Source organism: Nonomuraea sp. NPDC050680 (assembly GCF_040654555.1).
Classification (GTDB): domain Bacteria; phylum Actinomycetota; class Actinomycetes; order Streptosporangiales; family Streptosporangiaceae; genus Nonomuraea.
In genome coordinates, this window is record NZ_JBFAIF010000004.1 from 358,004 (window position 1) to 383,463 (window position 25,460).

The 25,460-nt window shown below is 69.7% G+C and carries 21 protein-coding genes; 6 read left to right on the forward strand and 15 right to left on the reverse strand.

Going from position 1 to position 25,460, the window contains the following annotated elements:
* Nucleotides 1-89: 89 nt before the first annotated feature.
* Together AB0H88_RS17420 and AB0H88_RS17425 are read right to left on the reverse strand one after the other, a co-directional pair.
* Nucleotides 90-2,480 (reverse strand): protein kinase, encoded by a 2,391-nt coding sequence (locus AB0H88_RS17420; protein ID WP_357645448.1) that lies wholly within the window; start codon nt 2,478-2,480, stop codon nt 90-92.
* 101 nt (nt 2,481-2,581) lie between these two features.
* Entirely contained in the window at nt 2,582-3,751 is a 1,170-nt protein-coding gene (locus tag AB0H88_RS17425) for an Lrp/AsnC family transcriptional regulator (protein WP_357645450.1), read from the reverse strand.
* Nucleotides 3,752-3,862: 111 nt separating this feature from the next.
* Here AB0H88_RS17425 and AB0H88_RS17430 point away from each other — a divergent pair, with 111 nt between their 5' ends.
* Both AB0H88_RS17430 and AB0H88_RS17435 read left to right on the forward strand, forming a co-directional pair.
* On the forward strand, nt 3,863-5,332 hold the full coding sequence (locus tag AB0H88_RS17430; protein WP_357645452.1) for an MFS transporter: 1,470 nt from the start codon (nt 3,863-3,865) through the stop codon (nt 5,330-5,332).
* A gap of 38 nt (nt 5,333-5,370) precedes the next feature.
* Nucleotides 5,371-5,799, forward strand: a complete 429-nt coding sequence (locus tag AB0H88_RS17435; RefSeq protein WP_357645454.1) for a hypothetical protein — start codon at nt 5,371-5,373, stop codon at nt 5,797-5,799.
* Nucleotides 5,800-6,093: 294 nt separating this feature from the next.
* On the opposite strand, the gene AB0H88_RS17440 is transcribed toward AB0H88_RS17435, so the two are convergent.
* The 6 genes from AB0H88_RS17440 to AB0H88_RS17465 form a co-directional block, all read right to left on the reverse strand.
* Nucleotides 6,094-6,741, reverse strand: coding sequence for a hypothetical protein (locus AB0H88_RS17440; RefSeq protein WP_357645456.1), 648 nt, complete (start codon nt 6,739-6,741; stop codon nt 6,094-6,096).
* A gap of 333 nt (nt 6,742-7,074) precedes the next feature.
* A complete protein-coding gene (locus AB0H88_RS17445) occupies nt 7,075-8,043 on the reverse strand; it encodes an ABC transporter permease (protein WP_357645458.1) in 969 nt (322 codons plus the stop codon).
* Nucleotides 8,040-8,984, reverse strand: a complete 945-nt coding sequence (locus AB0H88_RS17450) for an ABC transporter permease (protein ID WP_357645460.1) — start codon at nt 8,982-8,984, stop codon at nt 8,040-8,042. Before AB0H88_RS17450 ends, AB0H88_RS17445 begins: the two co-directional genes overlap by 4 nt.
* Nucleotides 8,985-9,022: 38 nt before the next feature.
* Nucleotides 9,023-10,594 (reverse strand): sugar ABC transporter ATP-binding protein, encoded by a 1,572-nt coding sequence (locus AB0H88_RS17455; RefSeq protein ID WP_357645463.1) that lies wholly within the window; start codon nt 10,592-10,594, stop codon nt 9,023-9,025.
* Nucleotides 10,581-11,642, reverse strand: a complete 1,062-nt coding sequence (locus AB0H88_RS17460; RefSeq protein ID WP_357645465.1) for an ABC transporter substrate-binding protein — start codon at nt 11,640-11,642, stop codon at nt 10,581-10,583. Before AB0H88_RS17460 ends, AB0H88_RS17455 begins: the two co-directional genes overlap by 14 nt.
* Before the next feature lie 16 nt (nt 11,643-11,658).
* Complete coding sequence (locus tag AB0H88_RS17465; protein WP_357645466.1) at nt 11,659-14,169, reverse strand: PA14 domain-containing protein; 2,511 nt, start codon at nt 14,167-14,169, stop codon at nt 11,659-11,661.
* A 229-nt stretch (nt 14,170-14,398) separates the two neighbouring features.
* Between AB0H88_RS17465 and AB0H88_RS17470 the strand changes: the two genes are divergently transcribed.
* Both AB0H88_RS17470 and AB0H88_RS17475 read left to right on the forward strand, forming a co-directional pair.
* Entirely contained in the window at nt 14,399-15,199 is an 801-nt protein-coding gene (locus AB0H88_RS17470) for a DeoR/GlpR family DNA-binding transcription regulator (protein WP_357645468.1), read from the forward strand.
* 74 nt (nt 15,200-15,273) lie between these two features.
* Nucleotides 15,274-16,755, forward strand: a complete 1,482-nt coding sequence (locus tag AB0H88_RS17475; protein ID WP_357645470.1) for a sugar ABC transporter ATP-binding protein — start codon at nt 15,274-15,276, stop codon at nt 16,753-16,755.
* Nucleotides 16,756-16,774: 19 nt separating this feature from the next.
* Here the strand turns inward: AB0H88_RS17475 and AB0H88_RS17480 are convergent, their stop codons facing one another.
* The 7 genes from AB0H88_RS17480 to AB0H88_RS17510 form a co-directional block, all read right to left on the reverse strand.
* Nucleotides 16,775-17,785 (reverse strand): hypothetical protein, encoded by a 1,011-nt coding sequence (locus AB0H88_RS17480; protein WP_357645472.1) that lies wholly within the window; start codon nt 17,783-17,785, stop codon nt 16,775-16,777.
* A gap of 179 nt (nt 17,786-17,964) precedes the next feature.
* The gene (locus AB0H88_RS17485; protein ID WP_357645474.1) at nt 17,965-19,626 is read right to left on the reverse strand and encodes a protein kinase; all 1,662 of its coding nucleotides are present in this window, start codon (nt 19,624-19,626) and stop codon (nt 17,965-17,967) included.
* A gap of 225 nt (nt 19,627-19,851) precedes the next feature.
* A complete protein-coding gene (locus AB0H88_RS17490) occupies nt 19,852-20,922 on the reverse strand; it encodes an FAD-dependent oxidoreductase (RefSeq protein ID WP_357645476.1) in 1,071 nt (356 codons plus the stop codon).
* Nucleotides 20,898-21,266 (reverse strand): hypothetical protein, encoded by a 369-nt coding sequence (locus AB0H88_RS17495; RefSeq protein WP_357645478.1) that lies wholly within the window; start codon nt 21,264-21,266, stop codon nt 20,898-20,900. Before AB0H88_RS17495 ends, AB0H88_RS17490 begins: the two co-directional genes overlap by 25 nt.
* A gap of 220 nt (nt 21,267-21,486) precedes the next feature.
* Nucleotides 21,487-22,353, reverse strand: a complete 867-nt coding sequence (locus AB0H88_RS17500) for an SMP-30/gluconolactonase/LRE family protein (RefSeq protein ID WP_357645479.1) — start codon at nt 22,351-22,353, stop codon at nt 21,487-21,489.
* Nucleotides 22,354-22,394: 41 nt separating this feature from the next.
* The gene (locus AB0H88_RS17505) at nt 22,395-22,529 is read right to left on the reverse strand and encodes a hypothetical protein (protein ID WP_357645481.1); all 135 of its coding nucleotides are present in this window, start codon (nt 22,527-22,529) and stop codon (nt 22,395-22,397) included.
* Between the two features lie 46 nt (nt 22,530-22,575).
* Nucleotides 22,576-23,220 carry an HNH endonuclease family protein gene (locus tag AB0H88_RS17510; protein ID WP_357645483.1) on the reverse strand — a complete coding sequence of 215 codons (645 nt, stop codon included), beginning with the start codon at nt 23,218-23,220 and terminating at the stop codon, nt 22,576-22,578.
* A gap of 116 nt (nt 23,221-23,336) precedes the next feature.
* Here AB0H88_RS17510 and AB0H88_RS17515 point away from each other — a divergent pair, with 116 nt between their 5' ends.
* Both AB0H88_RS17515 and AB0H88_RS17520 read left to right on the forward strand, forming a co-directional pair.
* Nucleotides 23,337-23,963 carry a TetR/AcrR family transcriptional regulator gene (locus tag AB0H88_RS17515; RefSeq protein ID WP_357645485.1) on the forward strand — a complete coding sequence of 209 codons (627 nt, stop codon included), beginning with the start codon at nt 23,337-23,339 and terminating at the stop codon, nt 23,961-23,963.
* Between the two features lie 353 nt (nt 23,964-24,316).
* On the forward strand, nt 24,317-25,438 hold the full coding sequence (locus tag AB0H88_RS17520) for a monooxygenase (RefSeq protein WP_357645487.1): 1,122 nt from the start codon (nt 24,317-24,319) through the stop codon (nt 25,436-25,438).
* The last annotated feature ends 22 nt before the right edge of the window (nt 25,439-25,460 follow it).

The window sequence follows — 25,460 nt, forward strand, 5'->3', positions numbered from 1 at the left end:
GGGCTCGTTGCGGTGGTGTGCGGAAGCCAGGGCCAGGTCCGGTGAGGTGCGGAAAACAGGACTAGTTTCGGGGATGTGCGAAAACGGGGCTAGTTTCGACGCGGGAAGGTGTAGATCACGTCCATGTTCGAGCTGTTCGTCGGTATCTCGGCCAGCAGGCGCACCGCGGTGCCCGTGAAATCGACCACCTGTATCTGCTGCTTCTCCGCGCTCGCGTCGGGCCTTGTCCAGCAGACCAGGTGGCTGTCGTCGTACCAGGTGGCCAGGCCGGTGCAGGGCGACTCGAAGCGCTTCAGCTCGGCGCCGGTCTGGGTGTCGTAGACGCAGTTGTTGCCGCTGCCCAGGCCGGGGCAGTTGGTGACGAACTGCTTGCCCGACGGCGAGAACAGCGACTCGGCGATGCCCGGGCCCACGTTCGGGATCCGGCGCAGCCGCAGCCCGTTCTCGTCGAAGAAACGCAGCGCCTGCTGCTTGGCGTCGTTGGACAGGGCCACCACGCCCGTGTCGGCCTGGTCGAAGCCATAACGGATGCCGTGCAGCGAGCCCTCCCTGAGCGAGGCGACCGTGGCCTGCCTGGTGGCGACGGTCACGATCGCGAACCCGGTCGACTGCCAGACGCCCTTCACCGGGTTGCCGACGTTGAACAGCAGGCGGCCGCTGTCACGCGACCAGCCCTGCACGTACGCGCTGAGCGGCTGGCGTGAGGTCTTGACCGTGAACGCCTCACCCGACACCTTGTCGGTGATCTTGACGCTGTCGTAGCCGTCGGCGAACTTCTTGCCGCGCTGGGCCAGGTACCGGCCGTTGGGCGACAGCATGCTTTCCCACATGTCTGGATATTTCGTGAACGGTCCGGCCAGCGAGTCCCGGGCGTAGTAGATCCAGTCCTGGGTCTTGGCGTCGCGGACCAGGTAGGTGGTGAGTCTGACGGCATCGCCCGGATTCTCGTAGATGACCGCGTCGGTGCCGGGAAGCGTTGAGGTGACCAGGTTCGCGGTGGGAACGACCGCAGGGGCCGCGGATGTGGCCGCACCTTCGGCGCTCGGTGTCGGGGTCGACGGGCCGGGCAGATTGGTCAGCGCGACGGCCACCACGGCGATGGTCGCGACAATGGCCACGACCGCGGCGATCGCCGCCACCACATAGCTCTTCTTGCCGCCCGATCGGGGTGACGGCACCTGCGGGCCGGAGCCGTACTGCGGGGGCTGCCCCTGCGTGGCCGGGGGGACCCACGGCGGCTGCTGGTGCGGCCCCGACTGTGCTTGCGGACCTTGTAGTGGCGGGCCTTGTAGTGGCGGGCCCTGTGGAGACGGGCCCTGTGGAGACGGACCTTGGAATGGTGGCCCGTACGGGTGCGCTGCCTGCGGTTGCGGTCCCTGGGGGTATGGCCCCGGCTGTGGTTGCGGTCCTGGGGAGTACGGTCCCGACTCCGCGTACGGAGCCTGGGGGTATGGCCCTTGAGGGTACGGCCCCGGCTGCGCGTACGGGACCTGACCGTATGAGGGCTGTCCATACGGGGGCCCCGACCCCGGCTGGGACGGAGGCTGAGGCTGAAACGGAGGCGGAGGCGGCGCTGCCGAGGGGTGAGACGGGGGCTGAGGCGGAACCGGGGGGTGAGACGGGAGGCCGCCGACCACGGCGGCCGCCTGCTCCAACTCCGCGGGATTCGACGTGGGATGCTCCAGCAGCCGCATGATCACCTGCTCGGCGGTGGGCCGCCGGACGGGGTCCTTGGACAGGCAGGCGGCCACGAGCTCGCGCAACGGCCCGGTCAGCGAGGACAGGTCGGGCTCGTTGTAGAGCACCTGGTCGACGATCTGCGGCACCGACTCCGCCTCGAACGGCCCGGTGCCGGTGGCGGCGAACACGATGGTGCTCCCCCACGCGAACATGTCCGCGGCCGGCCCCACGGGGTGTCCCAGAACCTGCTCCGGCGCCATGAACGCGGGCGTCCCCACCGGGGTGGAGGTGATCGTCGAAGTGGCGTCGAGCGCCTTGGCGATGCCAAAGTCGATCACCCGGGGACCTTCGCCGGCGAGCAGCACGTTGTTCGGGCTGAAGTCGCGGTGCACGATGCCCGCCTGGTGGATGGCGGCCAGTGCGGTGACGCTCCCGATGGCCAGCCGGTACAAAGCGGCGTCCGCGCGCGGCCCCTCCTCGGTCACCACCTGCCGCAGCGGCGGCCCATCGACGTACTCGCTGACGATGAACGGCCGCTCCTCGTGCACTCCGGTCGCCAGCACCTTCGCGGTGCAGAACGGCGCCACCCGCTGCGCCACGGCCGCTTCCCGCGCGAACCGCTCGGCCGCGACCACGTCGCCCGCCAGGTTCGGGCGTAACCACTTGATGGCGGCCTGGCCGCCCTGCTCGTCGACGCCCAGATAAACGACGCCTTGTCCGCCTTCTCCCAGCCGTCCGCGGATCTCATAACCTCCGAGACCGGCGGGATCTCCTGCTCTCAGCTCACTCATCGACGGCATGCCCAAATTATGGGCATGCTTCTTGCGAATGACTTAACTAGCTCTGTCCGGAAATTTCGTGTCAGTGCGCAGGGACGCCGGTGCGCGCGTGGCCATCGGGATCAGTGGGCCCGCGGCCTTGACGGGTCAGTGCGCAGGGACGCCGGTGCGCGCGTGGCCATCGGGATCAGTGGGCCCGCGGCCTTGACGGTGTGCAGTACGGGGGCCGTTTCGAGTGTGTGGATGGCGTCGAGACCACCCAGCCGACGGGTGAGGTAATCGTGCAGATCGGCGGGGCTGCGGCAGAGCGCGTTGGCCAGCAGGTTGGTCCGGCCGGTGGTGGCGGCCACCAGGGCGAGTTCACGGTGACCGGCCAGGGTGGTCGCGACGCGGTCGAGGCGTCCTGGCTGGACGGACATCCAGAGCAGGGCTTGGGTGGTGGCCCCGAGGGCGGCGGGGGCGACCTCGATATCGAAGAAGATCGTTCCGTTGGCGCGAAGTTCGGCCAGGCGGCGGGCGACGGTGGCTTGGGACACTCCGGTGGCCGCGGCGAGGTCGGCATGCGTGGCCCGGCCGTCGTGGCGCAGAGCGTCGATCAGGTCATGATCGGCGCGCGCCAGCGGCCGGTCGGACGGCTGATGGGTCGAGGATGGCCGGCGGGTCGACTGACGGATCGACAATGGCAGGTGGGCCGGCTGATGGGTCGGCGTTGACCGGCTGGTCGGCGGATCGGTCGGTGATGGCAGGCGAGCCGGCGAATCAGTGTCGCGGGCCTGTGCGAGCCGCTGTTGCTGCTGGTCGGTGAGGGTCTCGAGGCGGCCTCGCCACGCGGTCGGCCCGCCCAGATAGGTGTGCAGCAGGCAGTGGGCGGAGACCGCGGTGATGCCGGCCCTTCGGGGGATGTCGTGCAGCAACAGCGACGGTACGGCCTGCGCGCCGCTCGGCGCGTGGATGATGGCGAAGATCTCCGTGCCTCCGGAGGCCAGTTTGACCCACGAGGTGTCGGCTCGCCGGGCCAGCGAATGCGAAAGATCTCGCACGGCGGACGGGGTGGCGGTGAGCCGGATCAACCACTGGGTCTGGCCTGCCCGGTCCGGGTTGGGCAGCCCGACCACGCGCAGCGCGGCCTCGGCGCGCAGTCGTCGATAGCGGCGGGCCACGGTCTGCGCCGAGGTACCGAGCACCTCGGCGATGCGGCCGAAAGGTGCTCGCCCGTCAATGCTCAGGGCGTGGATCAACCCTCGATCCACATCGTCGAGCGTGAGCGTTTCCCGCGAAAAACCGTCGGACATGGAAGATAGTCTTCAACAATACGTTCCCGATGGAACAATCGCCCCCACCTCTCCACGCTGGGATCCCGCCCGTCGACAGCGCGGGCTCGCGGAGTTGGAGAGGAACATGGGATGCCGGTACATGTGTCATCGCCCCCGAGGGCGGCTTATCCGTGGCGGTGGGTGGCCTTGGCGGCGTTGCTGCTGGCCGAGGCCATGAATCTGCTGGACGCGACGATCGTGCAGGTCGCCACACCGGCGATCCGGGCCGACCTCGGTGGGTCTGCGTCGGACATGCAGTGGTTCAGCACGGCGTACACCTTGCCTTTCGCCCTGCTGCTGATCACTGGGGGCAGGCTGGGTGACATCGCCGGTCGGCGGCTGGTCTTTCGGATCGGTGTGGCGGGGTTCCTGGGCGCGTCGCTGGCCTGCGCCCTGGCGGACTCGGTCGGCATGCTGATCTGCTTCCGCGTCGTGCAAGGCGCCGCGGCCGCGGCGATCATTCCGCAGACCATCGGCCTGATCCGCGCCATGTTCGACGGCGAGGAGATGTCCAAGGCCTTGGGCAGTATCGGCCCCGTCATGGGTCTGGCCGCTGTCTGCGGGCCCATTCTCGGTGGCGTGCTGACCCAGGCCGACCTGTTCGGCTCGTCCTGGCGGTCAGCGTTCCTGGTCAACGTCCCGCTCTGCATCGCCGTGCTGGCCGTCGCGCCGGTCTTGATCGAGGACCACGCGCCGCGACGGCCGAGTCTCGACCCCGCGGGCACCGCACTGGCGATGCTCGGCACCGCCCTGATCGTCTACCCCCTGATCGGGGCCGGTACGGCGCACATGTCGACGGGGAGCTGGGTGGCCATCGGCAGCGGCCTGGCGGCCGTCTTCGGCTTCGGCCTGCAGCAGCGACGGAGAGCCGGACTTGGCCGCAGCTCGCTGGTGGAGACCAGCCTGTTCGCGCACCGCGCCTTTCCGGCCGCGTTGGTGACGTCCGCCCTGTTCTTCGCGGTGACGACCGGGCTGATGTTCGCCGTGGTCCTGCACCTGCAGCTGGGAGTGGGCTCCGACGCGCGGACCGCGGGCCTGACCATGGCGCCTTGGTCGGTGTGCCTGGCGGTGTCGTCGTGGGTCTCGGGCGCGTATCTGGTTCCTCGCTACGGGCGGCGGGTGATGTTCGCCGGGCTCGCCATGTTGGGGCTGGGCATAGTGGCCGCCATCGCCGTGTATCACGCGGCCGCCCCCATGACCTATCCCACGCCGCTGCTCGGCGCCCTGGGAGTCGCGGGCCTCGGCGTCGGGGTGTTCACTCCGTCGTTCTTCACCGCCGCGCTGAAACCCCTCAAGCCTCAAGAGATCGGCTCAGCCGCGGGCCTGCTCAACGCCGTCCAGCAACTCGGCGCCACGCTCGGCGTCGCCGTCCTGGGCAGCGTCTACCTCGACGGCTCCATGTCCGGCTCGCCTGGTGGCGCGGTCCAGGTGACCTGCGGCGTCGCGGGAGGCTTGCTCGTGGCAAGCTTCCTCTCCGCCGCGCTCATGACGGCGGCCGGGCCACGGTTACAGGATCTTCATCCCGGGAGTAAAGAAGCCCTCCTCGATCTCGACCTGTGACACAGCGTGATGTATTGATCACCGCTAGTATTCTCGGCATGACAACCCTCCAGGAGCTGGAGATCCGGGTGACTCGCCTTGAAGAGCGCTCGGACAACCAGCGAGAAGACATCCAGGTCATCGGCTCAGAGGTTTCCAAGGTCCTTCTGACTCAGGACGAGATCCTGAAGGTCCAGCGTACGCACACGGTGAAGATCGACGTGCTGGATGGGAAGCTCAACGAGCTCGCCACGGTGGTGGGTGGGCACAGTGAGACGCTAATCGGGCACACCCAAATACTGGCCGGGCATACCCAAACACTGGCCGAGCACACCCAAACACTGGCCGAGCACACCCAAACACTGGCCGGGCACACCCAAACACTGGCCGAGCACGGCCAGACGCTGGCCAAGCACACTCGGATGTTCGAGACGCTCTTCGCCCACTTCGGCATCCCCCTTCCCACCGAAGAGCACCAGCGCAACTAGCGCGGCGACCACGATGGCTCCCGGAGTAGTTCGCCACACGACCGTCCCGATCCCCCGTGACGGCCCGTGGTGGCTGGGACCCTTTTGGAGGGGAGCCTTCGTGGGGCAGGAAGAAGACGACCCGTCGAGGCACGGGCCCCGCGGAGGGACACCCCCTCCGGAGGAGGGGAAGAAGACGGCCCCTCGTACCTGGGGGTTCCCATGGAGGGATACCCCCTTCGGGGGAGAGGAAGAACGGATGGCCGGCTTCGCCTTTTGGCGCCCGGGGCCGGGAGGCCCCGGGCGGCTCGGCCCTTACTTGTCAGAAAGCTTGTGGCCGCGGAAAATCGGGTGGTCGGTCTCCCAGTAGCGCCAGCCTTCGATTCGCGAAGGAATGTCGGCGATACCGGTGGCGATTCTGACCTCGGCGCAGTTGTGGAGCCGGGCCCACTGCCCCCAGCCGATGCGGTAACCGAAGACGCGGTACCACATGTTTCCGTACTTGCCCTTGCTGATCGTCTGCGTGTAGTCGTGCCCCGTGAAGATCATGTGCCTCTTCTCGAGGTGTGGAGTGACCTCCCTGGTGAGCGCGCGAAGGATGGCCTCGGAGTCGACCGTGGTGCCGATCGTCTTGGCGACCGTGTCGGTGTCCGATCTGGTCTTGATCTTGTCGGCCTCCACGAACGCGAGCACCTCATACTCGTGGTGGACCGAGACGGTCATCTGGCCGCCGGGACCATCGGTGTACCTGGTGCGGGGAATGAAGAAGTTGTGGGGCCGCAGAGAGTGAGCCCTGATGAAGGTTCCCGGCTCGCAGCCATTCCCGCTGTCGGTCAGGACCGTCTTGTGGAATTTATGGAAGTGGTGGTGGAACCGATGATCCGGCAGCGGATCGGCGTTGGCCGGGGTGGTCGTGATGCCGGCAAGGGCCACGGACAGTGGGGCCGCCACGGCCAGCATCATCCGTCTTCTTGCCCGCCGCCTCGCCGGACGGGTCGGTATGCCTGTGGCGTCGGCTCTCGGAGCGTGCGTGAACATAGAGGTACCGTTTCTTTTGGAGCGCGGCCAGCGGTCGCGGCTAACCCATTGGCCGGGAAGACGGCCCATTTCTGCCCGCTGAGCAACCCAGCGTGACGATAAAGATGCTTACAGTCGCCGCCAGGCTCCTCCCGGCGCCACGCCGAAAGGGACTTCCCCGGACAGGGAAAGCAAAGGTGAATAAAACCTCTGTGTTTACCTGCCTCGGCTTGAAAAGGCACGGTACTGACCACCCCAGACGAAGGAGCCACGCCACTCCTACGACAGCCGCTGCGCCTTGCTCAGCAGCCGCTGCGCCACCACCACCAGCGCCAGGAACGCCCCACTCACCACCTGCTGAAAGGCCGACGTCAGGTTCCCCACCTGGTTGATCAGGCTCTGGATCACGCCCAGCAGCAGCACCCCCGCCACCGTCCCGGTGATCCCGCCCGCGCCTCCGGTCAGCAGGGTGCCGCCGATGACGACGGCGGCGATCGCGTCCAGTTCCAGGCCGATGCCCAGGATCGTCACCCCCGACGAGAGCCGCGCCGCGTTCAGCGCGCCGGCGAGGCCGGCCAGCAGGGCCGACATCACGTACACGGTCACCTTGGTACGCGCCACGGGCACGCCCATGAGCGCCGCCGCCTGCTCGTTGCCGCCGATCGCGTAGACGTTCTGCCCGAAGCCGGTCCGCTGCAGCAGCACCATCGCGACCAGCGCCAGCGCAGCGGTGATGTACACGGGGTACGTCAGCCCGAGCAGTTCCCCCTGCCCCAAGGACGCGAAAGCAGGATTTTTCACCAAATAGGTGGTTGCCCCCTCGCCGGAAATGGCGAGCATCAACCCCCGCACGCCCAACAAACCCGCCAATGTCACGATAAAAGGGGCCATACCGGTGCGAGATATGACCAAGCCCTGCAGTAAGCCGACGACCCCGCACGCGCCCAGCGGCAGCGCCAGCGCCACGAGCAGGCCGTACTGGGACCCATAGGCCGCCAGCACCCCGCCCAGCACGAACAGCGACCCCACCGACAGGTCGATCCCGCCGCTGATGATCACGAACGTCATCCCGATCGCGATGATCGCCAGGAACGACGACGAGACCACCACGCTGGCCGCGTTCCCCGCCGTGGCGAAGGAGTCGAAACCCACGCTGCCCACGATCACCAGCAGCGCCAGCACCATGAGCGCCCCGTGCTGCTGGAGCACCCGGCTCACCTGCTCACGTCGTAAAGAAGCAGAGGTCATCGGTTCGCACGCTCCCTGGTGGCGTAGACGGCGGCCAGGATGATGACCGCCTGGACCATCTGGGTCCACGACTGCGGCAGGTTGTGCTTGATCAGTGTCGCCGCGAGCAACTGCATGAGCAGCGCGCCCATGACCGTGCTGAGCACCCTGATGCGCCCGCCGGTGAGCGGAGTGCCGCCGACCACGACGGCGGTGATCGCCGACAGCTCGATGAACAGGCCGAGCGACGTCGGGTCACTGGCCTGCAGGCGGGCCGTCGCCAGCACCCCGGCCAGCGCGGCGAGCAGCCCGGAGATGACGTACACGATCAGCAGCACCCGTTTGACCGGCAGCCCGGACAGCTCGCTGGCCGACCGGTTGCCGCCGATCGCGACGACCTGACGGCCGAACGTCGTGCGCCGCACCACGAACAGCACGATCAGCGTCAGCGCCGCCGCGATCAGCACGATGACCGGGATCCCGGCCACCGAACTGCTGCCCAGCGCGATGAGGTCCGGATTGCGGAACTCGACGAGCTGCGGCACCAGGACGTTCGCGATGCCGCGTACGCCCACGAGCAGCGCCAGGGTGGCCACGATCGGCTGGACGCCCACGTAGGCGACCAGAGCCCCGCCCGCCGCGCCGACCACCGCCCCGCCGATCACGGCGACGATCAGCGCGGGCAGCGCGCCGTACCCCAAGTAGAGGGCGACGAGCGCGGCGGCCAGCGCCATGACCGAGCCGACGGACAGGTCGATGCCCTGCGTGCCGATCACCAGCGCCATGCCCAGCGACACGATCACGATGGGCGTGACCTGGACGAACTGGGTGCGGAAGTTCGAGGCGTCGAGGAAGTGCGGCGTGAACAGCACGTTGAACAGCAGCAGCGCCAGCACGGCGGCGTACACGCCGTAGTCCTGCACCCAGGCGAAGATCCGCGGTTTGAGGTCTGCCATCGACATCGCCCCCCTCTGGTGGGCCGGTTTCGAGGTGAGCTCAGTCATCGGGCCGCCCCGCGATCGTCGCCGTCGAGGTGAGCGCGGTCATCCGCGATCGTTGCCATGATCCTCTCCTCGGTCACCTCGTCGCCGGTCAGCTCCCCGACGACCGCGCCCTCGCGCAGCACCAGGATGCGGTCGGCGCCCTCGACCAGTTCCTCCAGGTCGGAGGAGATCAGCAGCACGCCCAGCCCCTCCTCGGCCAGCTCGTCGATCAGCGCCTGCACCTCGGCCTTGGCGCCCACGTCGATGCCGCGGGTGGGCTCGTCGAGCAGCAGTACCTTGGGGCGGACGGCCAGCCAGCGGGCCAGCAGCACCTTCTGCTGGTTGCCGCCGGACAGCTCCGACACGAGCTGGTTCGGCGAGGCCGCCTTGATGCGCAACCGCCGCATGAAGATCTCGACCATCCGGTCGATCTTCGCGTCGGACACCACGCCCGCCCTGGCCAGGGCGGGCAGGGCGGCCAGCGCGATGTTCTCGCGGACGGACAGGGTCGGCACGATGCCTTCGGCCTTGCGGTCCTCGGGCAGCAGGCTGACGCCCGCCCTGATGGCCGCGCTGGTGGAGCCGCCGCGCAGCGGCAGCCCGGCCACGAGCACCTGCCCGCCGTCCAGGGGCATCGCGCCGACGATGGCCTTGGCGGTCTCGGTACGGCCGGCGCCGAGCAGGCCGCCGAGACCCACCACCTCGCCGGGCCGTACGGACACGTCGATCCCGTCCAGGACGTGGCGCCGCGTGAGGCCGCGCGCCTCGACGGCCGGTGTCTCCCGGCCGTCGGCGGCCCGGTGGCGGTCGCGGGAGAACCTGGTCAGGCCATCGGCTTTGACCTCGTTCAGCTCGCGGCCCAGCATGAGCGAGATGAGCTTGAGCCGGTCCAGCCCGGCCAGCGGCCCGGTGTGCGCGACGCGCCCGTCACGCAGCACGGTGACCCGGTCGCACACCTGGTAGAGCTCATCGAGCCGGTGGCTGACGTACATGACGGCGATGCCCTCCTCGCGCAGCCGCCTGATCACCCCGAACAGCGTCTCGACCTCGCGCGGCTCCAGGGACGAGGTGGGCTCGTCCATGATGACCACGCGGGCGTCGACGGCCACGGCCCTGGCCAGGGCGACCATCTGCTGGGCTCCGATGCCGAGCGTCCGCAGCGGCCGCCGGACGTCGGTCTCGACGCCGTAGCCGGACAGGACGCGGGTGGCCTCGGCGTACATCTTCGTGGCGTCGATGACCCCGAATCGGCCGCGTGGCTCGCGGCCGAGCAGCAGGTTGCGGGCGACGCTCATCATCGGGACGAGGTTGACCTCCTGGTAGATGGTGGAGATCCCGGCGCGCTGCGCGTCGAGCGGCGTGCCGAAGGCGGCGGGCGCGCCGTGGTGGCGCAGCTCGCCGCCGTCGGGATGGTACACGCCGGTGAAGACCTTGATCAGGGTGGACTTGCCGGCGCCGTTCTCCCCCACGAGGGCGTGCACCTCGCCGGGGAGGAGGGCGAGATGCACACCGTCGAGAGCGAGTACGCCGGGGAAGCGCTTGCTGATCCCCTTCGCCTCGAGAACCGCTTCCAAATCAGTACGCCTCACCGAGGGAGTCCTTGGCGTTGGACGTGTCGTAGTCGCGGTCGGAGATGATCACCTTGTCGGGGATGGCCTGGCCGTCGAGGAACTTCTGCGCGGTCTCGAAGGCGAGCGGCCCGAAGCGGGGGTTCGATTCGATGACCGCGTGCAGCCAGCCGTCGGCGATGCCCTGGACGGCGCTGCGGGTGCCGTCGACAGACACGATCTTGATGGTGCCCGCCTCCTTGCCCGCGCCCTTCAGGGCGGTGACGGCGCCGAGCGCCATCTCGTCGTTCTCGGCGTAGATGCCGTTGATGTCGGGGTTGGACTGGATGAGCTGCTCGGTGACCTGCTGGCCCTTCTCGCGGGCGAACTCACCGGTCTGCTCGAACGAGATCGTGATGCCAGGAGCCTTCTCCTTGATCCGGTCCTTGAAGCCGTTCGTCCGCTCGGTGGTGACGTTGTTGCCGGGCGCGCCCAGCAGGATGGCGACCTTGCCCTTGCCGGAGAGGGCGTCGATCATCCGGTCGGCGGCCCGCTTGCCCTGCTCGTAGAAGTCGGAGCCGATGAAGGTCAGGTAGTCGTTGCACGCCTTGGCGTTGATCTTCCTGTCGACCGTGATGATCGGCACCTTCTTGGCCGCGGCCTGCTGGAGCACCGGCTCCCAGCCGTCGGAGTTCAGCGGCGCGATGACCAGCAGTTGCGCGCCCTGGGCGATGAGCTGCTGCACGTCGGTGATCTGCTTGGAGAACTGCGACTGGGCGTTGGTGACCTTCAGGTTGGCGATGCCGAGCTTGGCCGCCTCGTCCTTGATCGACTTGGTCTCGGCGATGCGGAACGGGTTGGCCTCCTTCTCCGACTGGGAGAAGCCGACGGTGGCCGTCTTGAGGTCGAACTTCTTGCCGCCGAACTGGTCGAGCGTGCACGTCGGCCCGGCCGAGCCGCTGGGGCTCTGCACGATCTGCTGCCCGGCCGTGCTGGTGGCGGCGGGCGCGCTCTGTGGCTCCTCCGCTTTGGCGCAGGCCGACGCGGTGAGGAGCACGGCCAGCGCCAGGCAGGCTGTCCGGAGATTCATGGGGGTTCCTTCCTATTCAGGCGCAAGCCGGGCTGATCTGCCCGGTGAGCGCCCGGTTGGCGGCGCTGACCCGCTGGACGTCGGGCTTGGTGACGGCTCTGTCGTAGGTCATGAGGCCGTTGAGCTCGGTCTCGACGTCGGTGGTCTGGGTGTAGATGGCGGCGCTGAGCTGATCGCAGGCGTGCAGCTTCTGGAGTTCCTGGATCATGCCGACGTAGCGGGTGGTGAGGGCCGCAGGGTCGGGCTCGACCGCGTAGCCCCAGCCGCCGCCCGACCAGGTGTGGCCGATGAGCGGAAGTCCCAGGCCGCCGTACTCGCCGATGACGACCGCCCGGGGGCCGGTGGGCTTTCCGGGGACGCCGGGGCCCGGGTAGATGTGGTAGTCCTTGACGTCGCCGTTGCCGCCGTCCTGGGCGCCGCAGCAGTTGATGCCGCTCATGTTGTCGACGAGGCGCGAAGGGTCCCAGCTCTTGACCAGGTCGGCGATGCGCGCCTGGTCGTACTGGCCCCAGCCCTCGTTGAACGGCACCCACATGACGATCGACGGGACGCTGCGGTGCTGGTCGACCATCTCCCGCAGCTCGGCCTCGAACTGGGGCTTGTCGCTGGTCCTGAACATGGCGGGCATGTCCTGCCAGACGAGCAGGCCCAGCTTGTCGGCGTGGTAGTACCAGCGGTCGGACTCGACCTTGGTGTGCTTGCGCACGGTGTTGAAGCCGAGCTTCTTGGTCTGCGTGAGGTCGTACTTGAGCGCCTCGTCGGTGGGGGCGGTGTAGATGCCGTCAGGCCAGAAGCCCTGGTCGAGCGGGCCGAGCTGGAAGACGGGCAGGCCGTTGAGCAGCATGCGGTTGTTCTTCAGCTCGATGGAGCGCATCCCGAAATAGGACGAGATCTCGTCCTTCTTGGTGCGGACCTTCAGGTCGTACAGGAAGGGCTTGTCCGGCGACCACAGCTTGGGGTTCGGGACCGGCAGCCTGAGCTCCGTGCCGACGGGGCCGGTCACGGTGCCCACGACGCGGTGGCCGTCCTTGGCGACCACGGTGGCCGTGCCCGCCGCGCCCTGGACGGTCACGCGCAGCGCCTGGCCCGCGACGTCGGGGACGGTGTCGACGCGCTCGATGTGGTCCTTGGCGACGGGCTCCATCCAGACCGTCTGCCAGATGCCGGAGACGGCGGTGTACCAGATGCCGCTCGGGTCGAGCCGCTGCTTGCCGATCGGCTGCGCGCCGGAGTCGGTCGGATCGGCGACGCCGACGACGAGCTCCTGCCGGCCACCGCGCTTGAGCGCGTCGGTGACGTCCACGGTGATGCGGTCGTAGCCGCCCTTGTGCGTGCCGACCTGCTTGCCGTTGACGTAGATCGTGGCGTCCCAGTCGACCGCGTCCAGGTGGAGGAGCAGCCGCTCACCGCTCCACGAGCGCGGCACCTCGAACGTCCTGCGGTACCACATGCGCTCCTCGTGGCGGCCGATGCCCGACAGCCGCGACTCCACCGGGTACGGCACGACGATGCGCTCGGCCAGGTCGCGGCCGGTCGGGGCGGCCTCGCCCTGCTTGGCGGCGGCGAACTGCCAGACGCCGTTGAGGCTGCGCCACCTGTCCCTGACCAGCTGGGGACGGGGGTACTCGGGCAGCGGATTCTTCGGGTCGACGTCCTTGGACCAGCGGGTGCTGAGGATGTAGGTGGAGTCGTTGACGACGTAGGCGTACGGGAATGCCTCGACCGGTGTGCCGTCGGCGTAGCTCAGGCCGGTGCCGTCGTAGGTGGCGCGGAGCGTGTTGCCGGCTTTTGCCGGAACCGGATATTGCAGCTTAAGCACCACTGTGTCCCCATTTTTCAGGACTGTGGAGGCTATAGGCCATTTGGTGCCTGCGACCGTCAGCGCCAGGTGCTCGCTCAGGGCGGCGGGCAGCGCGCTCAGCGGCTTGGCGAACGTCAGCGTGGCCAGGTCACCGGAGGCGCCGAGCGACGCGGCCGCCGGCCCGGGCGGGTCGAACCCGTCCGGCAGCGTGAACGCCGCCGCCGGGACCGCGGCCTTCGGCTGGCTGGCGCTCTGCCAGCGCAGGTGCAGATTCGCCCCGCCGAAGTGCTCGAAGTACTCGACCTTGATGTCGTAGTCCTTGCCCGCCTCCAGCGCGATGGGCGTGCCTGCCTGCTCCCTGTCCCAGTCGTCCACCCAGTGGTCGATGACGGCCTTGCCGTCCACCCAGAGCCGGAAGCCGTTGTCGCCGATGATCGAGAAGGTGTACGTCTCGGAGTAGGCGGGCCGGATCTTGCCGGTCCACCGGACGGTGACGTCGTCCTCCCTGCCGGCCAGCAGCTTGAACACGGGGTTGAGATCGCCCTGTTCGAGGCTCGGGTCCACGACACTGGCCTTGAGCTCAGCGAAGTCGAACGCGCCGGGTGCCGAGGCGAGGTAGTAGTCGCCGCGCAGCCCGTGCCGTTCGGCCGCGGCGCCCGCGGGGGTGGGCACCTGCCATAACACGGCCAGCAGCACGGCGATCACAGCCGCGAGTGACTTTCGCACAGGGTGTCCTTTCACGCTGAGGGACAGAGGTGGACGGGGGCGCCGGACCGTAGGAGGACGATGGGGGTGCTGCGCATGGCATGTCCTTCGATCAGGATCGGACAGGTTATGACCCTTTCTGGCTCCCAAATAAGCACCCGTGGACCGAGCCGGTCAAGATTTCCGATCAAATTCGTTCTCATATGATCAGAGGTGAGCCGGAGTTGAGCATTCGACTATGATCGGGGACGTGAGCGACACGCAGAGCGACGGCCGACGGCCGGTGTTCGCCGCGGAACGCCGGCAGCGCATCCTCGAATTGGTGCGCGCCAACGGCGCCGTGTCCCTGCGCGAGCTCGCCCAGTCCGTGCACTCCTCCGAGGTGACCGTCCGCCGCGACCTGCGCGCGCTGGAGTCGGAGGGCCTGCTCAACCGCCACCACGGCGGCGCCACCCTGCCCGGCGAGCTGTCGCGCGAAGCGGGCTACGCGCACAAGGTCTCGCTGGAGTCCGCCGAGAAGGGCGCGATCGCCGACCTAGCCTCGGCGCTGGTCGAGGACGGCGACGCCATCGTGATCGGCCCCGGCACCACCACGCAGGAGTTCGCCCGCCGTCTGACCAGGCACGCCGAGCTCGCCGTGGTGACCAATTCGCTACTCGTCGCCCAGGTCCTGGCCGGTTCGCCGCGGATCGAGGTGATGCTGACCGGCGGCACGCTGCGCGGCTCGATCCTGGCCCTGGTGGGCAGCGCGGCCGAGCACTCGCTGTCCGGGCTGCGGGTGCGCCGGGCGTTCATCTCCGGCAACGGGCTCACCGCCGAGCGCGGCCTGTCCACGCCCAACATGCAGGTGGCGGGCGTCGACCGGGCGCTGGCTGCGGCGGCCGAGGAGGTCGTGGTGCTGGCCGACCACACCAAGATCGGCGTGGACACGATGGTGCAGACCGTCGCCGCCGAGCAGATCGGCCACCTGGTCACCGACGAGGGCGCACCCGGCGACGTGCTCGACGAGCTGAGCGGCAGGGGCGTCAGACTGCACGTCGCCCGGATCTGATCGAATGTGACACTTCTGTTACTGAATTGTTTCCTGCCGCGACCACGATCGAGGCGGAGGCAACCGTGCTACAGGTGGCTGGAGTTCTCAAGACGTTCCAGGGCGTGACCGCGCTCGACCACGTCACGCTCTCCGTGCGCCCCGGCGAGGTGCACGCGCTGATCGGCGGCAACGGCGCCGGCAAGTCCACCCTGGTCAAGGTGCTCTCCGGCGTCTGCCAGCCGGACGCCGGCCAGCTGCGCTACCTGGGTGAGCCCGTCAGGTTCGCCAACCCGGCCGAGGCCAGGCAGGCCGGCATCGCCACCATTCACCAGGAGACGAACCTCGTCCCCACCATGAGCATCGCCCGCAACCTGCTGCTCGGCCGGGAGCCGCGCGGCCGCCTCGGGCTGATCGACTTCACGGCCGCCAACGCCCGCGCCGCGCGGATCCTGGCCGAGTACGGCCTGCGCACCGACGTCCGCAGGCCCCTGGGCACCCTGGGCGAGGGGGCCAGGCAGCTCGTGGCCCTGGCCAGGGCGGCCACCGCCGACGCCCGGCTGGTCATCATGGACGAGCCCACCTCGGCACTCGAACACGCCGAGCTGGAGACACTGTTCGGCGCGGTGGCCCGGCTGCGTGACGAGGGCCGCTCGGTCGTCTACGTCACCCATCGGCTGGAGGAGCTGTACGAGGTCTGCGACCGCGTCACCGTGCTGCGTGACGGTCGCGTCGTGCACACCGGTCCGCTGACCGGTTTGGATCGCCTCCGGCTGGTGTCGCTCATGCTCGGCAGGCCGTTCCACCCTGTCGAGGAGTCGCACTCCGCCGCCCAGCCCGACGAACCAGGCGACGACCCCGTCCTGGAGGCGAAGGGGCTCACCCGCCACCACGTGCTCGACGGCGTGTCGCTGGCGGTGCGCGCGGGCGAGGTCGTCGGCCTCGGCGGCCTGCTCGGCGCCGGGCGCAGCGAGACGGCCAGGGCGATCGCGGGCGTCATGCCGGTGGACGCTGGCCAGGTGACCGTGGCCGGGGCGGCGGCCCGCAAGTGGTCGATCAGGAGCGCCATCCGCGCCGGCGTAGGCCTCGTGCCCGAGAACAGGAAGACCGAGGGCATCGTCCCCACCCTCTCGGTACGCGACAACATCGCTCTGGCCGCCCTCCCCCGCCTGTCGCGGGCCGGAATCGTCTCCGACGCGCAGATCGACGCCATCGTGGAGACGTTCATGAAACGGCTCGGCATCAAGGCCGTCTCACCCCGGCAGCCCGCGGGCGAGTTGTCGGGCGGCAACCAGCAGAAGGTGCTGCTGGCTCGCTGGCTGGCCATGCACCCCAAGGTGCTGCTGCTCGACGAGCCGACCCGCGGCGTGGACGTGGCCACCAAGCTGGAGATGCAGGCACTGCTCGACGAACTGGCCGTGGACGGGCTGGCCATCCTGCTGATCTCCTCGGACGTGGCCGAGCTGGCGGGCAACTGCGACAGCGTGGTGGTCCTGCGCGACGGCGCGATCAGCGAGCAGCTCACCGGCGCCGAGGTGACCGAGGACCGGCTGCTCGCGGCGCTGGCGAAGGCTTAGCTCGCCGCCAGGCACACGCTCAGTACACCGATATGTGCGGGTGGTCGTAGTGGTTGGCCGTGGTGCCGCCGCGGTCTGACATCGTGCGCCAGGCACCGGTCCTGGCATGCCAGATCCGCTGGCGGTAGATGATGTACATGATGCCCAGCCGCTTGGCGTTCTTGATCGCCCAGGCGGCGATCTCGTTGCCGCGCGCCACCTCCGCGGCCGTCGGCATCGAGCCGCCGCGGCTCAGCATGAAGTCGCACGCTCTCCCGAGCGGGTGCTCGCCGCCGTCCTGGATCGCCCGGTAGCAGCCGATTCCGTTGGGTACGGCGAAATGCTCCTTCACGAGGGTCTTGACCAGGCGCATCCGGGGCGTGATGTTGTCGGAGCCCCCGGGGAGCTGCGGGACCCAGGTGCCGTCCGACCGCCGGACCCCGGGCGCCTGGTAGAGCTTGTCGATCTTGTCCTTGATCTTCTTGATCAGCTGCTCGGCCTTGTCCTTGCGTTTGCCGAGGTCGGCGACCTGGTCGCCGAGTTCCTTGGCGCGGGCGGCCGCCTCCTCCTCGGCCTTCTTGCGGTCGTCCCTGACCTGGGCGAAGCCGCTCAGCCTGGCGCTCTGCTGGTCGACCAGGTGATTGGAGAGCGCGAGGCGGCTCATGAGCGCGGAGGGGTCCTCGCTCGTCGAGAGCATGGTGGCGGGGCTCGGGGGGCCGCCGTTGGTGTACTGGGAGACGGCCATCAGCCTGAGCTCGGCCGACTCCCGGTCGTATACCTCCTGAGCGGCGGCCAGCTTCTCCTGGGCGGCCTTCTCCGCCTTCTCGGCCTTCTGGTGGGCGATGCGGCCGTTGTAGTACTCGGTGATCAGCTTGTCCGACTGCTTCCCCAAGGCGGCCAGCTCCTTCTTGAGCTGCTTGATCGTCGGCTTGGGGGCCGCGTGCCCTGGGGTGGCCAGGCTCGCTAACAGGAACACCGCTGTGATCATCGCGGTGAGCGCTTTGGTGAGGATCGGACGGCGCCGCCGGTCGGCGGGGCATGCAACCGCCACACTTCTCCTTCGCCCGAACTGCGGGGCTCAGAAGTACGCCCCCTATCCGAGGCTAGATAGTAGGGGATCACCTGTATCGGACGGCAAATCAGCAAATTTTGGTATGGGCGAAATGACGGGCGGGTGGAGCGGCAGGCGGGCGGTCCACGTGGACACCCACCGCCGACGGGCGGCGCGGGTCACCACTTGTCGATGTCCGGCGGAGGACAGGACGCCATGCGAGGAGGCCGGGCCCGCCTGGCTCTGCGGGCGGCCCAGTGGCGGCCGAGCAGCGCGGAGCCGGGGACCAGTACGGAGCCGAGCAGGCCGCTGCCGAGCCCGAGACCGAGGTCGACGTCGAGCAGGCCGTCCTCGCCCCTGAGCACGGGTACGTCGATCGACACCTTGACCGACACCGAGACCAGCGGCCCAGCGGCCTTGGTCGGGGCGGGGGCCTGGGTGGTCGGGGGGCTGGTGGTGGCCGGGCGGGTGGGCGGCTTGGGCTCGCTGGTGGCGGGCTTCGTCGTCGACGCCTGCTTGGTGGCCGGCCGGGTGGTCGGTTTGGCGGTGGCCGGTTCGGAGGTGGCCGGACGCGTGGTCCGCGTCGGCTCCGCCCCACGGGTGGGCTCCTGCGAACGGGTACGGACGGGCTCCTGCGAACGGGTGCGGGGGGGCTCAGTGGGCTCGGCGTGGTCCCCGGTGACCACCGGATCCGCGGCGTCGGTGCTGGGCGGGGGGCTGGCGAGGTCGCTGGGCCGCGCGGTGAAGATGGACGGCTCCGCCGTACCGGATGGCGTGGGGATCAGGACCGACTCGGCGGGCGCGCTGACCGGCGGGAGCCCGGCGAGGCGGTCCGGTGGCGCGTCGTTCCAGATCACGAACGCCGACGCCACCGCGGCGGCGGTCGTGACCACCAGGCCGCCCGTCACCGCGAACTTGGTCATCGGTGCCAGCGCGCTGCTGAACAGGCTCGTGCCGCCGCTCCCCGGCGTGGGTAACGGCCGCGACAGAGGCAGCAAAGAGGCGAGCGGTACGGTCAGCAGGCCGAGCCCGGCCCGGCCGCGTACCTCCCAGCCGGTGCCGTAGGCGGTGTCGGCGACCTCCTCCAGCTCCGCCAGGAACGCCTCGGCCGACTCCGGCCGGTCGGCGGGGTCCTTGGCCAGGCCGTGGCCGACCAGCGCCCGCATCGGCTCCTCGATGTCCTTCAGCGGGGGCACGGCGTGCTGGTGCTGGTAGGCGAGGGCGGCGAAGTTGTCCGCGATGAACGGCCGGTGCCCGCTGAGGCACTCGAAGAACACCACGGCCGCCGCGTACACGTCCGACGCCGACCCCGCCGGGGCGTCCGCCCACTGCTCGGGGGCCATGTAGGAGGGGGTTCCGGCGAGCGGGGCGTTCTCGCCGGAGTGCGCTGCGACGCCGAAGTCGACGAGCTTGCTCTGGCCGTCCTGGGACACGATCACGTTCTCGGGCTTGAAGTCACGGTGTACGACGCCGTGCCGGTGCGCCTCGGCCAGCCCGAGCAAGGCGCCCTTCAGTACGGCCAGCGCCGCCTCGGGGCCGGTGGCGCCCGCGTGCCGCAACAGGCGGCGCAGGGTGATGCCGTCCACCAGCTCCATCACGATGCAGACGTCTTCGTGGCCTTCGACGTAGTCGAGCAGGCGGGCCGTGTGCGGGCTGTCGAGCTCGCGGATCAGCCCGGCCTCCGCGCGGAAGCGTTCGACGAACACCTCGTCGTCGCGTAATCGCGCCGAGAGGTGCTTGATCGCCACGGGCGTTCCGTCGGACGTCCGTAAAGCGAGCATCACCCGTCCGGTCCCGCCGTGTCCAAGTTCCCGAATTTCGGTGTAGCCGGGAACATCCATCGGGGGGACCTCCAAAGACGGATAAAGATCCTTTCGCCCGACGCTATCCCGTGGTAACACCCTGTGTCGAGAGCGCTACCGACCTCTACCGCAATCGGTATTTTTACTACTTCTTATAGTAGTTCAGGCGGCCGGAACGGGGGCGCGGCAAGGGGGCGGCGGACGTCAGTAGGTCAGGCGGCCGCAATGGGGGGCCGCGGCGAGGAGGCGACCGATGTCAGTAGGTCAGGCGGCCGGAACGGAGGGGGCCGCGGCGAGGAGGCGGCGGACGTTCCAGGCAGCGGTACGGCCCGCGCGGTTGGCGCCGATCGTGCTCGCCGAGGGACCGTAGCCGACGAGTTGCAGGCGCGGCTCGGCGATCACCGCGGTGCCGTCCACCCTGATCCCGCCCCCGGGCTCGCGCAGCCGCAGCGGGGCGAGGTGGTCGAGCGCCGAGCGGAACCCGGTGGCCCAGATGATCGTGTCCGCTTCCACGTACCGTCCGTCGTCCCAGCTCACCCCGCCGGCGGTGATGCGGCCGAACATCGGCAGCCGCTCCAGCGCCCCCTTGGCCAGCGCCTCCCGGACGATCGGCGTGTACCCGAGCCCGGTCACGGCGACCACGCTCTGCGGCGGCAGTCCGGCGCGAACCCGCGCCTCGACCATGGCGACGGCGTCGCGGCGCGCGTCCTCGCCGAAGTCGTCCAGCGGGCGGAACACGGGCGGCCGGCGGGTGGCCCAGAGGGTGCTCCCGGCGACGCCGGCGATCTCGGAGAGCACGTGCGCGGCCGAGGTCCCGCCGCCCACGACGACCACCCGCCGCCCGGCGAACTCCTCCGGTCCCCGGTAGGCCGCGTAGTGCAGCTGACGGCCGCGGAAGGAGCGCGCGCCCGGGTAGTACGGCCAGTACGGGCGGGTCCAGGTGCCGGTGGCGTTGACGACGGCCCGCGCCGCCCACTCCCCCGCCCCGGAGGTGACGACGAGCCGCCCGCCCTCCCCCGGTGCCACGGCCGTCACCTTGACCGGCCGCAGCACGGTGAGCCCGAGCTCCCGTTCGTAGTCCGCGAAGTACTCGGGGACGACCACGGCGGCGGGCCGCCGCCCTGCCACCGGTGGATCGGGGCGCCGCACGCCGGGAAGATCGAAGATGCCGTGCACCTTGTCCATGGTCAGCGACGGCGACCGGTGCCGCCACGCCCCGCCCGGCCCGTCGCCCGCGTCCAGCACCAGCGGCTCGAAGCCGAACCGGCGCAGGAAGTAGGCGCTCGACAGCCCGGCCTGCCCGGCCCCGATCACCACGACGTCGATCTCGTCCACGTACGGATGCAACCGGCGAAACCCCGGCACTCTTCCCGGACGAACCCCCGGAAAGAGCCCAGAGCTCCGGGAAGAGCCCAGAGCACTGGGAAGAACGATCGGGCCCTGGGCTGCCGCCCGACCAGCCCGCAGACGTCGGGCACGTGCCGGCCCGGGTAGATGAGGCTGTCGAAGCTGCTCGCATAGTCGGACGCCTCCATCTTGAACTCCCCGTTGACCTGCGCCTCCACCACGTACACACCGCCCGCGGCGATGAGGTCGGGCATCATCGCGGGGAAGGAGATGTGGCCGTTGCCCGCGGAGAAGCAGACCGTGATGCCGCGCACCCGTATGGCCTCCAGCACCGCTAACTCCAGCGGCCGCAGGAAGTTGGCAGCCCGCCCGTTGGGTCGTAGCCTCAGCTGCTGGTCAGAACAGCGGGCGACAGGTCGGTGGCGGACCTGGCCAACGGCGGCCGCGCCCGCGCGGGCTCGTCAAGCTGAGGAGCCGTCGCACATCGCGGCCGTTCAGAGCGCGCGCACAGCGCGTCCGTTCAGAGCGCGCACGTCAGGACGGGGCGGCCGTTCAGAGCGCGCACGTCAGGACGGGGCGGCCGCGCACGCCGGGCTCGGCGGCGAAGAGCGCGCCCGCGGCCGGCTGCTCCACCCGGTCGACGTCGAGGGCCGAGGTGGTGATGAACAGCTGGTCGAGGTTGTCGCCGCCGAAGGCGACCGCGGTGACCTTGCGCACCGGGAGCCGGACCACGGCGTCGAGACGGCCCTCCGGGCTGTAGCGGTGTACGGCGGCGCCGCCCCACAGCGCCACCCACACCCCGCCCTCGGAGTCGACCGTGAGCCCGTCGGGGGCGCCGTCGGCCGGGTCCACGACCGCGAACGGCCGCCGCCCGCTGAGCCCGCTCTCCCGGTCGTAGTCCAGCACGTCGACCCGTCCGGTGGTCGTGTCGGCGTAGTAGGCGAGGTCGCCGGCGGGGCTGAAGTCCAGGCCGTTGGAGATCGTGACCTCCGGCAGCACCACGCGCAGCCCGCCGCCGGCCTCGGCCACATAGAGGGAGCCGCGGCCCGGGGTCTCGTCGTAGGCCATGCTGCCGATGTAGAAGCGGCCGTCGGGGTCGCAGCCGCCGTCGTTCATGCGTACCGAAGCATCGCTCCACGCCTCGCCGAGCGAGCGCAGCGGGGCGTCCAGCTCGTCGGAGTCGGCCAGCAGCAGCTCACGCTCGGCCGCGACCACATAGCCCGCGCCCGCGGCGCGCGGGCGGATCGTCGCGGCGACCGCGCCGACGTGGCGGCGGCGGACCGTACCGTCCGGGTCGAGGGCCAGCACGTCACCGGCCATCATGTCGACGAACCGGAGGCCGCCCCAGCGGTCGGACCACACCGGGCCCTCCCCGTGCTCGGCGACGGGTGCGGTCACGGTGTACGCGGCGATGGTCATGCCGATCTCCTCCAGCTGGGCTCAGACCTCCCTATTGTCGATCACGAACGGCTGACCGCGAGGTAGATCCACCGCCGGCCCGTCGGCAGGTTCACCAGGTCGGGTCCCTCCTCTCGGGCGTCCGCCAGGGACTTGGCCTCGATACCGCTACGCCGCGCTGCGACGAATGCCCGCACGCCCGCGAGCGGATCGAGGCCCGCATTTCGTGATGTACGCCGGTCGTCAGGCCGAGCAGGTGTCGAGCATCTCGATCAGCGCGGCCTTCTCCGCCTTCGTGATCCGCAGCGCGTAGTGCTGCTTGACGGTGATCCACGACCGGGCGTACGTGCACCAATAGCCGGTGACCGGCGGCCGCCAGGTGACCGGCGTGCTGCCACCCTTGTCGATGTTGGCGCTCTCGCTGACGGTGACCAGTTCGGGGCGGATCAGGTCGTTGGCGAAGGCGTGGCGCTGGGCGTCGGTCCAGGCGTCGGCGCCCGAACGCCAGGCGTTGGCCAGGGGGACGAGGTGGTCGACGTCGAGCTCGGCCTCGCTGGTGAGCAGCTCGCCGTCGTAGCGGCTGTACCAGGTGCCGGCCAGGACCCGGCAGGACGCGTCGCGCCGGACGGCCTCTCCGTCACGGTTAAGGACGATCTCTCGAGTGTCGCACGCGCCCCGCTGCGGGGCCCAATCGGGCATGAAGCGGATGTGGCTGTAGCCGTGGAGTGTGCCCCTCTTGGCGACGGTCAGGCCCGCGAGCGCTGTACGAGCGTCGGTCGTCGAGATCGGGACGGGCATCGCGCGCGCGGTCGCGGCGGCGCCGGCCGGCGGGACGAGCAGGAGAGTCGCGAGGAAGGGGACCACGAACCGCCCTGAGAAGATGGTCATGGCTTACCAGTAACAGCCACCCCGAAGGCGTGTCACGAGAAGTAATCGAGATGGCACCTAAAGTGACTCCATCAAGTGATTGACAGAGTGGCGGAGGCCGAACTAGTTTCGGTCCTGTGAGGGACAGCCACCAGGTCACCGTGATCATGAAAGTCGCGACGCGGCTCTTCGCGGAGCTCGGCTTCGACGGCACCTCCACCAGGCAGATCGCCGACGCGGCGGGCCTGAACATCGCCACCGTCAACTACCACGTCGGCGGCAAGCGGGAGCTCTACCTCGCCGTGATGGAGCGTGCACATCAGGCCGAGCGCGCCGCCCTGGAGGGGGCGCTTGGCCGCCTGGGCGGCGACGATCCGGTCGCCGGGATCCACCGGCTGATCGACGATTACCTGGACTTCTGCGTGGTCCATCCCGAGGTGCCGGCGCTGTGGATGCACCGCCGGCTCTCCGACGCCGGCGACCTCACCGAGCTCGAACGCCGCTACGTCCAGCCGCTGGTGGTCATGGTGACCGACGCCCTGCGCCCCTCGGTCGCGGCCGGGGTGATCGACCGCGCGGTCGACCTGGAGTACGCCATGTGGTCGGTGATCTGGTGCGTGCACGGGTTCGCCAAGGGCGGCGTGCTGGACGAGGAGGGTCACCGCCGGAGCGGGAGCGACACGGTGGCGCTGCGCCGCTTCCGCGCCCACCTGCACCTGACCGTGCACCGCATGCTCGGACTGCCCGGCGAGGAGAGCGCGTGAACCTGCCCGACACCGGCAGGACCACCGAGGGTCTGCCGGCCGAGGTGGCCCGGCTCAAGGAGCACGACCCGCCGGTCAGGGGCGGCCAGGTGACCGCCTACGTCTACGACAGCGGCCGGGACGGGGTTCACGAAGCGCGACGGGGTTCACGAGGCGGCGGCCCGCGCCTACGCGCAGATGCTGGAGGTCAACTGCCTCGACCCGACGGCGTTCCCCAGCGTGGTGGAGATGGAGAAGCTGATGGAGGCGTTTCCACGCGTTCGATAGGCGGAGCTCGAACGTCATTCCAAGGAAGGACACGGAACATCCTCGGGAAGGATGCCCCCCGCCGGGTCACGCGGGACCGTGGAAGCATGATTCGACTAGCCCGTATCGCCGCCTCGTGCGCCGTGGTCGCCCTGCTCGCCTCGTGCGGGACGGCCACCACGGCCACCCCGGCGGCCCACCCGAGCCATGCCGGGGGACATGGGGCCAAGGTCGCGCCGGTGGCCGCCCCCTTACGCGACGGCGAGCGGTTCGAGTCCCTGACGATGGCGGAGCCTTACACGCCGCACGCCCCCAACGGCGGCACCGACGACTACCGGTGCTTCGTCATCGACCCCAAGCTGACGAAACAGGCGTTCCTGACCGGAGCCCAGTTCCAGCCGCAGAACGCCGACATCGTGCACCACGCGATCTTCTTCCGGCTCGACCCCGAGCAGGCCGCCAAGGCGAAGACGCTCGACGACAGCACTCCCGGTCAGGGCTGGACCTGCTTCGGCGACGCCGGCGTGGCGCACTGGGCACCGGGCACCAACGAGAAGCTGCTGGACGCGCGCTACGGCTACGCGTTGCCGGCCGGCAGCAAGCTCGTCATGCAGATCCACTACAACACCCTGAACGTGGAAGGCGCTCCCCAGTCCGACAAGTCGGGCATCCGGCTGCGGCTCACCGACAAGAACCTGGAGCCGTTGGAGACCGCGCTGCTCCCTGGGCCGGTCGAGCTGCCGTGCACGCCGCAGGAGTCCGGCGCGCTGTGCGACCGGGCCGCCGCCGTCAAGGACGTGGCGCGCAGGTTCGGGCCGGGGTCCGAGGAGCAGGCCGACCAGCTGGCGAAGATGTGCGGCCCGCTCAAGCCGGGGCCGACGCAGCACTGCGACCGGCCCGTCCCAGGGCCCATCACGCTGCACGCGATGGCCGGGCACATGCACCTGCTCGGGCGCTCCATCAAGGTCGAGCTCAACCCCGGCACCCCAAAGGCGCAGACGCTGCTGGACGTCCCGAACTACGACTTCGACGACCAGGCGCTCCGCGTGCTGGCCAAGCCGGTCACGCTCAAGAAGGGCGACGTGCTACGGGTGACCTGCACGCATGACGCCGGGCTGCGCGCGCGGCTGCCGCAGTTGCGCAAGGTGCGACCGCGCTATGTGGTCTGGGGCGAGGGGACCAGCGACGAGATGTGCCTGGGCCTCGCCATCTGGTCGAAGGCCGCATGAGGCGAGCACAGGGGTAGGGCGC